Source organism: Kitasatospora sp. NPDC101235 (assembly GCF_044767505.1).
GTDB lineage: Bacteria > Actinomycetota > Actinomycetes > Streptomycetales > Streptomycetaceae > Kitasatospora.
The window spans coordinates 101,488-111,567 of record NZ_JBIWNZ010000013.1; the positions used below are offsets into that span (position 1 = coordinate 101,488).

The window sequence follows — 10,080 nt, forward strand, 5'->3', positions numbered from 1 at the left end:
TGCTGCCCGGGCACCACCCGGAAACATGTCCGCAGGTCCCGTACCGGGGGCAGGAACCGCTGCCCCCGCGGACACCGCCGGTGGTCCCCACAGGCGCCCCGGCCGCCCCGTCGCCCCGGGGGCGCTCAGCCGTGCGCGGTGTCCCCGAGGACGCCCAGCCACGGCCCGAACTCGCTCGCCAGCACCAGCCGGCCGAGCTTGCGGTACTCGCCGACCACCGCGGAGACCAGCTGCGCCATGCCCAGCGGGGTGCCCGTCCCGGCGGCCCGGTAGGCCGCGGAGACCGCACAGGCCCGGATGGAGCCGCCGGTGAGCTCGAAGTGCCGGGCGCAGAAGTCCAGGTCGAGGTCGTCGCCGCGGGGCACCAACGGCCCCAGGCAGCGGTCCCACAGCAGGCGCCGCTGCGCCTCGTCCGGCAGCGGGAACTCCGCGATGACGTCCAGCCGCCGGGTGAACGCCTCGTCGAGGTTGGCCCGCAGGTTGGACGTCAGCACCGCGATCCCGTCGAAGGACTCCATCCGCTGGAGCAGGTACGCCGTCTCCACGTTGGCGTGCCGGTCGCGGGCGTCCTTGACCTCCGAACGCTTCCCGAACAGCGCGTCCGCCTCGTCGAACAGCAGGACGCCGTTCACCTGCGCGGCCTCGGTGAAGATGCGTTCCAGGTTCTTCTCGGTCTCGCCGATGTACTTGTCCACCACGGTGGCCAGGTCCACCACGTACAGCTCCATGCCGAGCTCGGCGGCGACCACCTCGGCCGACATCGTCTTGCCGGTGCCGGACTCCCCGGCGAACAGGGCGATCACCCCGTTCCCCCGGCCGCCGCCCGGGCGCATCCGCCAGCGTCCGAGCACCTGGTCGCGGTGCCGGGCCCGCAGCACGAGTTCACGCAACCGGCCCGCGGTGGGGGCGGGCAGCACCAGGTCGGCCCAGCCGACCGCGGGTTCGATCCGGCGGGCGAGCCGGGCCAGGCCCGCGGCGTTCTGCGCCCGCACCGCCGTCCGCAGGTCCTCGGCCCGCACCGGGCGCCGCTCGGCGGCCGCCGTCCGGGCCGCCACCGAGGCGGCCCGTGCCAGCTGTTCCCGGTCCAGCCGGTAGGCGGCCACCGCCTCGGCCAGCTCCTCGCTCAACTCCCCGCTCGACGCCTCGTCCAGCGCGCGGGCCCACTGCTCGGCCCGCTCGGGCGGGTCCGGCGGCGGGACGGTGACCACCACCGGGCTCTGCGCCGCCCAGGCCGGGTCCCAGACCTGCGGGCCGTGCACGACCAGCGGGACACCGGCGAGTTCCGCACACAGCTCGCGCAACAGCGCGGCCCGCTCGGGCCGTTCGGGTTCGAGCCGGTCCAGCGGTCCGAGCACCACACCGCCCCCGGCCAGCCGCGCCTCGCGGGCGAGCACCCGTACGGTTCCCTCCGGCGGGCGGGCGGCGAGCGCGGCGGCGTCGACCACCAGGGGCGGCGGGCCGTCGGCCGCGAGGGCGGCCACCGCGATCGGGGCGGCGTGTCCGCTCCGGTCCAGCAGGTGGACGAACCCGCCGTTCGCGGCCAGCGCCCGCAGCCGCTCGTCGGGCTGCCGGAAGCAGAGCTCGGCGCGGCGGGCCAGCCCGCCGAGCGCGCCGTCCGGCTCGTCGTCGCCGAGCAGATGGGCCGTCACCCGGTCCGGGACGCGCAGGGTGCGGGAGAGCAGCGGGCGGTCCGGCTCAGTGATCTCCAGCAGGCCGCCGGCGATCAGCGGGGCCCGGGTGGAGAAGCGGAATCGGCCGGCACCGGCCCCGGGCAGTCCGCACAGTTCGAGGGCCAGGCCGATGGTCGCCCGGCGGCGGGTCAGGTCGTCGTTGAGGTAGCCGTAGAGCTGCTCGAAGCGGGAGTCGAGGTCGGGGGCGAGCGCCACCAGCAGCAGGTCGAGGTCCACCGGGAGCAGCCCGAAGGCGGCGCTGAGCCGCCCGAGCCGGGAGCCGGGCGGCGGCGCGGGCCCGTCGGCGGGGCCTTCGGTGACCAGGCCCGCCGTGGCGGAGGCCGCGAGGATGCGCTCCACCGCCTCGGGGCCGAGGTACTGGCCGCGGTACGGGTCGTCCGGGTCCGGGTCGTCGGCCCGGCGCTCGCGCACCGCGGTACGGACCCGCTGTTCGATCCGGTGCAGCCGCTCCCAGAGGTGGTCGGGCTTCGGCGGTGCGCCGTTCACCACCTGGTCGAGGCCGAGGCTCATCGCGCCCTGCCCCGGGGCCGGCGGCCGGGCGGCAGCCCGCGCTCCCGGGGCGCGGCGAAGCCGTCCGGCCCGGGGTCCGCGGCGCCCTGGTAGCGCAGTCGGCGGCCCGGGCCGTCGGCGGGCGGCGGCCCGGCCGGGGTGGTGTCGCCGGCGTGCAGCACCAACCCCTCGGTGACCGGCGGCCCGGCCGGGCTGCGCTCGCCGGGCAGCGGGGCGAGCACCCGCAGGTCGACCGAAGGCCGCAGTTCCCCGCCGAGCGAGGACCAGACGTCGGAGACCGACGGCAGGCCGGTGTCGCGCCCCGCGATGTCCAGCCCGACGGTCAGTCCGAGCTCGGCGAGCGTGCCGGTGAGCAGCCGGGCAGGCAGCGTGTCGGCGGCGGTCAGGCACTGCAACACCTCGGCCAGCAGCCGGTGTTCGTCCTGCGGCCGGTTGGTCCAGGCGGTGACCAGGTAGGCCAGCTCGAACCAGCGGGGGGCGGGGCGATGGCCAGTCACCAGGCCGTCCGCGTCGTACTCCGCGACGGTGCCGGCCTGCCGGCGGCCGGTGTCCTCGCGGAGCGCGTAGAGGAAGACGCTGACCGTGGGCGCGTTGCGCCGGGCCGCGAAGTCCCGGGTGGGCGCGTCGAAGACCACCTCGATCCCGCGCTCGGGCAGACCGGTCTCGGCGAGCAGCTGCCGCAGCGCCTCGTCGACCTCGTGGATCACCGCCGCTCCACCTCCCCCGGCGGGCCGATGCTGCCCTCCACCACGAGGAAGGGGCAGGTCACCGGGGAGAACCCGGGGCCTTCGGCGGTGATGGTGCGCGGGCCCGTCTCGTCCTTGGGGAGGATGAGCAGCTGGCCGGCGAAGGTCCCGTCGGCCTTCGGGCGGGTGGGCGCCGCCGCGGCGGTGATGCCGGGCTGCCAGGTGAACCGGACCGGCGCGCCGGGCGGGAAGTCCACGCCGCGCACCGAGGTCACGAAGCCGGGCTTGCCGATCGGCGGCACCGCGACGATGCGGGGCTGGAGGATGCGCAGCGGGGTGCTCGCCCGGTGCGGTCCCGGGGTGGCGTCGGTGCCGGTGGTGGTCAGCTCCGCGGTGATGGTGGTGTCCAGCGCCGCCACGGGCGAGAGCACCACGCGGACCACCGCGCTGCGGCCCGGCGCCAGGTCGCTCACCGTGCAGCTGCCGCCCCGGCAGCCGGGGGGCAGGGCCTCGGTGGGCACCCCCGCGGGCAGGCCGAGCGTCAGCCGCAGGCCGGTCGCGAGGGCCTGGCCGCTGTTGCGCACCGTGTAGCTGACGGTCACGTGGCCGCCGACGTAGCCGGGGTTCGGCTGGGCGTCGACCGCGACTCCGGGGCCGGCCTGGGGCGGCGGCGCGGGGGCCGGGGGCGGGGGCGGTGCGGGGGTGGGCGTGACGGTCGGGGTGGGTGTGGGTGTCGGGGTCGGGGTCGGGGTCGGCGAGGCGGACGGTGACGGGGTGGCAGTCGGCGAGGGGGTCGGTGGTTCCAGCACCGGCAGGAAGGTCCGGGCGGAGTCGTCGTCGGGGTACGGGTCGACGACCGTCCCGGTGACGCTCCAGCCGAAGTCCGGGTTGCCGGGCCTGGTGCCGATCAGGGTGGCCGTGATCCGGATCACCGCGCGCGGTGCCATGGTGCCGAGTTCGCAGCGCAGCGCCGCGACGTCGCACGATCCGGTCGGGGTGGTCAGCTTGCCGAGGCGGGCGCCGGTCGGCACCGAGACGGTGAGGGCGGTGCCGGGCGAGGGCGCGGGGCCCTTGTTGGTGACGGTGACCGTCACGTCGGTGCTGCCGTCGACGGGGACGGCCGGGGTCCGCTCGGGCACGCTGACCGCCAGGTCGACGGACTGCTGGACGGCCGGCTCCTTCTGGCGGCCCGGCAACCGCCAGTCGAGTTCGGTGAGCTTGGCGGTCGCGAAGTCGTAGACCTTGAGGCCCTCCGGTGAGCTCGGCGGCGCGGCACGGCGGGAGGTCATCAGCAGCTGAGCGCTGTCCGCCGTCCAGGCGACGTCGCGGGGCTGGAACGGCCCGGTGGTGGGGCGTTCCGGCAGCGGCCGGGTGCAGGCGCCCTGGCCGAGCCCGGCGGGCACGATCACCGTGCAGTCGGCGCCGGTCGGTGTGGTGACCACCACCCCGTCCTGTTGGTTGTTCCCGCCGTCACCGGCCTTGCGGTTGAAGGCGATCCGTCGGCCGTCGGGGGCGAACGCGGGGCTGTCGTCGATGACGTTGCAGCTGCCCGGGCAGGCCGTGCGGCTCAGGTCGGTCTGCCGGGCGAGGTCGTCCGCGGCGACGGTCCAGACGTGCAGGTTGCCGGCGTTGCCGTTGACCACGGCGGTGCGGGAGAAGGCGATCAGCTTGCCGTCGGGGGACCAGAACGGCTGGCCGTCGGAGGCGCCCGGCTGGCCGGCCGGCGGCTCGACGGTGCCGACGATCTTCCCGGTGGACACCTCGGCTATCAGGACCCGCCCGGGCCGGGCCGGCTGCTGGCCGGTGGCCGGAGTGCTGCGGCTGAACACGATCAGCTTGCCGTCCGGCGAGATGGACGGGTCGGTGTCCCGGTCGTTCGGGCCGCGCCCGGCGAGGTTCATCGGCTGCGGGTTCGCCCCGTCGCCGTCGGCGAGCCAGATCCGCTGGATCCGCCCGGCGGGCCCGTCCTCGTAGCGGGTCACCACGATCTGGCGGCCGTCGGGGGTGTAGGTCTGGCGCTCGTACCAGGGGTCGAAACCGGGGCGGGGGTGGAAGAGCGGGTCGGCGGCCGGGTCGGTGCTGGTGTTGGTGTCGGCGGCCGGGTCCTCGCGGAGCACGCTGATGCCGAGGTCGCGCGGGTCGGACCCGTCGGGGCGCACGTCCTCCACATCGGCGACGTTGGAGCCCGAGGCGCTGGTCTGCTCGACGACGGGGCCACCGCCCTGCTGCGGGCCCAGCCAGGTCGGCGAGGAGATCAACCGGTCGGCCCGGTAGAGCAGTTCGGGCGCCTTGCAGTTGCAGGTCAGCGCGGTGTAGAGGTTCACCACGGGCGGCCGGGTCGGGTCGGGCTGCGGACTCGGGTTGTTGGGGTCGAGCAGGTCCGCGCTGAGGAAGACGACTCCTGTGCCGTCGGCCGTCCAGGCGGCGGAGCCGGTCTTCCAGGTGGAGCCGGTGCCAGGGAAGAACGCCTTGTCGCCGCCGGTGGGCGAGGTGAGCATCAGGGTCCGGCCCTGGGCGCCCTGGTCCCAGGTGTAGACGATCTCGTTGCGGTGGGCGTCGTCGTTCACCGGGTTCCAGGTCGGGTCGATCGCGTCCCCGTTGGTCACGCTGGAGACCTTGACGGGCGCGCCGCCGGTGAACGGCCGCAGGTAGATCTGACGGTGCGATGGTTCGCCGTCGCAGGAGTAGGCGATCCACTTCCCGTCGGGCGAGACGGTCGGATGGGTCTCGTCGGCCGCGCCGTCGGTGATCCGGCGCAGCCCGCTGCCGTCCCGGTTGACGGCCCACAGGACGTGCTGGGGCTTGCTGTCGCCGCCGCGGTCCTCCAGCGCCTCGAAGACGACGCCCTTGCCGTCCGGGGCCGGCGCGGGGTGGGCGGTGTCCATGCCGGTGGTGAGCCGGTGCACCGCGCCGGCCGCGTCGCGCAGGTACACCTGGGGCAGCGGGCCGTCACGCAGGCTGGTGAAGACCAGTTCGTCCCCGCGGGCCGAGGGGTCGCGGTCGAAGTGGATCGGGCCGGGCCCGAACAGCGGGGTGCTCGACTCGGCGCCGGTCACCTTGCCGAGGCCGCGATGGTTGGTGCCGGCGAAGACGATCCGCCCGGCCGCCGGGTCGACCGCGGCCACCGGGGCCGCGGCGGCACCCTGCCCGCCGGGGGCGGCGACGGTGCCCAGGGTCACCAGGGCCGTCGCGAGCGCGAGCAGCACCGCGACGACGGCCCGGGCCGGCCGCCGGATGGTGCGGGGAGTGCCGGTGGCGCCGATCACGCTCGACCTCACAGGTTGCAGGGGCGGTCTCCCCCGCAGTTTCCTCGGCCCTGGCGTGAGGCGGGAGAGCCCGGGCACCCGAGCCGGGGGAAACAACCGGTGTCCCCGAAGGGCAGGCTGCCCGTACCTCGCATGAGAAGTCGGCCGGGCCGACTTCCCGTGTGTGCCTCCGCCGCCCGGGCTCAGTCGAACCGGATGTGCTTGACCCCTGTCCACGCCCGGCGGACGCGCCCCCGGAGTGCGCTGTCGGTGTTCGGAGCGAGAGTCAGTCCCGAAGAGGCGGCGATGTGGTCGGCGACCTGCGGGATCGTCAGCCGATCGGTCCACACGTGCTGGGCGAACTCCTCCTCGCGCAAACGCTCCAGACACAGGTCGAGCTTCGACACGGCGAAGCTCTCCCGACGCAGCGGGGCGTCCTTCCCGGCCACGAACTGCACGACATGCCCGAACCCGCGCTCGCGCAGCCGTTGCAGTACGGCCGCGCGCTCGGCCAACAACGTGAAGTGCCGGACGTCATGGCCTCGCTCTCGCAGCCGGCCGACGGTCTCGCGGAAGTACACCGGCTCCACGACCGTCATCGGCGCGATCACCACACCGTCGTGATCGGTGAGAACACGGTCCAGCACTTCGAAGACACCCTGTCGCCAGGCGGGGAGATCCTGGAAGTCCCCGCGCAGCGGCGGCGGCATCATCCGGTGCAGGCCGAAACCCACGTGCTCGGGGTCGCAGATGACGCTGCCGGCGAGACGCCACTGGATCTCGTGCGCGGTCTGAGTCTTGCCGGCCCCGAACGGGCCGTTGATCCACAGGAGCATGCAACGACCCTACTGCGCCCGACCGGGCACGGAGCCCGGTCCGCTCGGGCCGGCGTACACGTGGATGGCGCTCGACCACGCGGTCAGTAGCTGCCGAGGAGCCGCTCCCACAGCAGCCCGTCCCGCCAGCGCCCGTCGAGAAAGATCGCGGAGTGCGCGACGCCGTACGGGCTGAACCCGTTGCGACGCAGCACCCGCTGCGACGGCAGATTCTCCAGATTGGTGGACGCCTCGGCGCGGTGCAACCCGAGCTCGTCGGTCATCACTTGGAGTACGAGCCCGACGGCGCGCCCGGCGTGGCCTTGGTTCTGGGCGACACTGGCGATCCAGTACCCGACGGAGCCGCGGCGCAGGTGCGGCTGCGGCAGGATGCCTCCGACGGTGACCTGCCCGATCACCTGGTCGTCGGCAAGTACCACGCCCGGCCAGACCGTGCCGGCCCGGTATCCGGCCAGCAGCCTGTCGATCCGCTCCGCCTGGCCATCCGCGGTGAAGAAGTCGTCCGGCTGGACCGGTTCCCATGGCCGAAAGGCCTCGACGTCCCGCAGCCGATGCGCTGCGATCGGGGCAGCGTCCATGGGCTCGATCAGACGGATCCTGGTGCTGCTGCGCATGGGCTGACCTCGTCTCGGTGCGTCCGATGAGACGGCCAGCCTATGCAACGGTCCTCGTGCGGCCGCGCCCTACGCCCGCCGGCCGGTATCCAGGTCGGTCGTCGGGCTGCATGCCCGGCTGTCCCACCGTTACTGGCAGGTCTGCATGCGGCGTGTGCTGCATGGGAAGTCGGCGGGGCCGACTTCCTGCGCGCGCCTCCGCCGCCCGGCGGGTCCGGCCGGGCGGCATGGGCGGGGTGGGGCTTCAGGCCACGGGTTGGCGGTCGCGGTCTCGGTCGGGGACGGTGGTCGCGATGGAGTCCGGGCGGTGGGGCATCCGCAGGACGGCGACCGCACCGAGGCCGACGACGACGATGGCGACGAGCAGGAGGAGGGGAAGGGCGAGGTTGATCAGGAGTCGCACGGGGCCTCGACCTTCCCGTAGTGACGGAGGATCGCGAGGAGGTTGAGGACGGTACTGGCCGGGGCGACGCCGAAGCGGACCAGGACGCGACCGTCGACCACCTGGTCCGTGGCCAGGGCGGGCCAGATCAGGCCGAACTTGCGGCCGCGGTCGCGGAGTTCTTCGAGCAGGGAGGCGACCTCCGGCTCGGTGTAGGTGCGCATGATCGGGTCGGCCGGCCCGGTCGGGCGGCGGTGGTCGGCGGTCACGCGGCGGCGTCCAGCTCGAACCAGCAGGATTTCCCGGACTTCCGGGGCTCCGTGCCGGAGCGGTGGGTGAGCGAGCGAACCAGGTGCAGGCCCCGGCCGGAGACGGCGTAGGGGTCGGGGTCGTCGCACTGGATCGGCAGGGTCGGGCTCCCGTCGCTGACGGAGACTCGGAGGACCCGGTCCAGCAGCGCGATGACGACGAGCGGCGCCGCGCTGCCACCGTGCCGCCAGGCGTTGACGAACAGTTCGAGGAGCGCGACCTCGGCATCGGCGACCAGGTCGGGCTTCCACCCGGCGCGCGCCGTGGCCTCGCGCAACTCCTCGCGCGCAGCCGACCAGTCAGGGGGGATTTCGCGGGGGAACACGATGAAACCTCCGTGGGGCTTCAGATATGACCATCGATCGATCAAACGCGCGATCGAAGCGATGGCATGACGGAAAAGCGCAGCCGCATCGCAGCGATAGTCACGCAGAGCATGCGATCAGCTACACTCAGCATGACGTGAGGGTCATTACATGCGCAAGCCGACTCAACTAATCTGCAAAATCTCATATCGAACCCGAATTCGGTGACGCTCTCTGCCAGTTGTCGGTAGCGCCCACGCAACCAGCAAGGGCAGACTGGTCCACCGATAGGTCAGGAGGGGCATCGCATGGCGGTATCAACCGTTCGCCGTCGTCGGCTGGGCGAGGAGCTGCGAAAGCTCCGGGAGCAAGCGATGATCGCCGCAGACACGGCAGCCGACGCCACCGGCATGAGCCTGGCCAAGCTGAACCGGATCGAGAACGCCCGCACGGCGGCCAAGATCGAGGACGTCAACAAGCTCCTCGACCACTACGGTTGCGACGACGAAGAGTTCCGAGCCGGCCTGATCGCCATCACGAAAGACGGCAGCAAGCGCGGCTGGTGGCTGAGCTACCGTGACGTGATCAACGTGTCCGCAACCGACCTGATCATGCTCGAAACCGAGGCTTCGACCTTCAAGACCTACGAACCCGCCTTCATTCCGGGGCTCTTCCAGACTGCCGAATACGCTCGGCTGGTCATCGACCGACTCCGAACCACGAAGACCGGCACGGTTGACGACCTCGTACAGGTCCGCATGGCCCGGCAGTCCATCCTCACCCGCCCGAACCCCGTTGAGGTCTGGGCGGTCATCCATGAAGCCGCGCTCCGAGCCATCGCGAATCGCCCCGACATCATGGGCCCGCAACTCGACAAGCTGCTCACTCTGAGCCGGCTGGCGAACGTCAACATCCAGGTGATGCCAGCGGGTGCGGCGATCCACCCGGGCATGAGCGGCGCGTTCGCCCTGCTCGGATTCCCTCAGCGGAAGGACCTCGACGTCGTCTTCGTCGAAGGCATGCTCGCCGGTTTCTGGATCGAGGACCCGACCGACGTCGAGCTGTACCGGGCGAAGTTCCAGGAGATCACGGCTGAAGCCCTTTCTGTCGACTCCTCGCTCGAGTTCATCACCGCACAGAGAGAACTGATCAAGTGACCCACTACCCCGACGCCGAGGCGACTGGCTTCACCTTCCGGAAGTCGAGCTACAGCGGCGGCAACGAGAACTGTGTCGAATACGCGCTCCTCCCCGGGACCGTAGCAGTCCGAGACAGCAAGGACCCTTCTGGCCCCGCCCTGGCCTTCGACCGCGCGGCCCACGAGGCCTTCATCGCCGCCGTCGCCACCGGGGAGTTCGACTTCGGGCTCCTCTGAGCACTCCCCCGCCCCAAGCGGTGGGGGGGGCCCCCCGGGGGGGGGGCCCCCCGCCCCCCCCCCCCGGGCGCCTGAACCCCCCCCCCCCCCCCCCCCCCCCCCCCCCCCGCCCGGGCGGGGCGGCCCC

Annotated in this window: 10 protein-coding genes; 2 read left to right on the plus strand and 8 right to left on the minus strand. The window is 73.3% G+C overall.

The annotated features are described in order from the left end of the window. Positions 1–125 precede the first annotated feature (125 nt). From ACIRRH_RS22420 to ACIRRH_RS22455, 8 genes are all read right to left on the minus strand, one after another. Complete coding sequence (locus ACIRRH_RS22420; protein ID WP_403070115.1) at positions 126–2,201, minus strand: ATP-binding protein; 2,076 nt, start codon at positions 2,199–2,201, stop codon at positions 126–128. Continuing rightward, on the minus strand, positions 2,198–2,908 hold the full coding sequence (locus tag ACIRRH_RS22425; protein ID WP_403070117.1) for a DUF4255 domain-containing protein: 711 nt from the start codon (positions 2,906–2,908) through the stop codon (positions 2,198–2,200). The genes ACIRRH_RS22420 and ACIRRH_RS22425 overlap by 4 nt, the downstream gene beginning before the upstream one ends. After that, a complete protein-coding gene (locus ACIRRH_RS22430; RefSeq protein ID WP_403070120.1) occupies positions 2,905–6,153 on the minus strand; it encodes a hypothetical protein in 3,249 nt (1,082 codons plus the stop codon). The genes ACIRRH_RS22425 and ACIRRH_RS22430 overlap by 4 nt, the downstream gene beginning before the upstream one ends. A 182-nt stretch (positions 6,154–6,335) precedes the next feature. Then, complete coding sequence (locus ACIRRH_RS22435; protein WP_403070122.1) at positions 6,336–6,968, minus strand: AAA family ATPase; 633 nt, start codon at positions 6,966–6,968, stop codon at positions 6,336–6,338. Positions 6,969–7,051: 83 nt separating this feature from the next. Then, positions 7,052–7,582: a GNAT family N-acetyltransferase gene (locus ACIRRH_RS22440; protein ID WP_403070125.1), complete on the minus strand. Its 531-nt coding sequence runs from the start codon at positions 7,580–7,582 to the stop codon at positions 7,052–7,054. Between the two features lie 244 nt (positions 7,583–7,826). Next, entirely contained in the window at positions 7,827–7,985 is a 159-nt protein-coding gene (locus ACIRRH_RS22445) for a hypothetical protein (protein WP_403070128.1), read from the minus strand. Then, the gene (locus ACIRRH_RS22450) at positions 7,973–8,233 is read right to left on the minus strand and encodes a hypothetical protein (RefSeq protein WP_403070131.1); all 261 of its coding nucleotides are present in this window, start codon (positions 8,231–8,233) and stop codon (positions 7,973–7,975) included. Before ACIRRH_RS22450 ends, ACIRRH_RS22445 begins: the two co-directional genes overlap by 13 nt. Then, positions 8,230–8,598, minus strand: coding sequence for an ATP-binding protein (locus ACIRRH_RS22455; RefSeq protein ID WP_403070134.1), 369 nt, complete (start codon positions 8,596–8,598; stop codon positions 8,230–8,232). Before ACIRRH_RS22455 ends, ACIRRH_RS22450 begins: the two co-directional genes overlap by 4 nt. Positions 8,599–8,886: 288 nt before the next feature. Here ACIRRH_RS22455 and ACIRRH_RS22460 point away from each other — a divergent pair, with 288 nt between their 5' ends. Beyond that, on the plus strand, positions 8,887–9,735 hold the full coding sequence (locus tag ACIRRH_RS22460) for a helix-turn-helix transcriptional regulator (RefSeq protein WP_403070137.1): 849 nt from the start codon (positions 8,887–8,889) through the stop codon (positions 9,733–9,735). Continuing rightward, positions 9,732–9,953 (plus strand): DUF397 domain-containing protein, encoded by a 222-nt coding sequence (locus ACIRRH_RS22465; RefSeq protein ID WP_403070139.1) that lies wholly within the window; start codon positions 9,732–9,734, stop codon positions 9,951–9,953. The genes ACIRRH_RS22460 and ACIRRH_RS22465 overlap by 4 nt, the downstream gene beginning before the upstream one ends. Positions 9,954–10,080 lie beyond the last annotated feature (127 nt).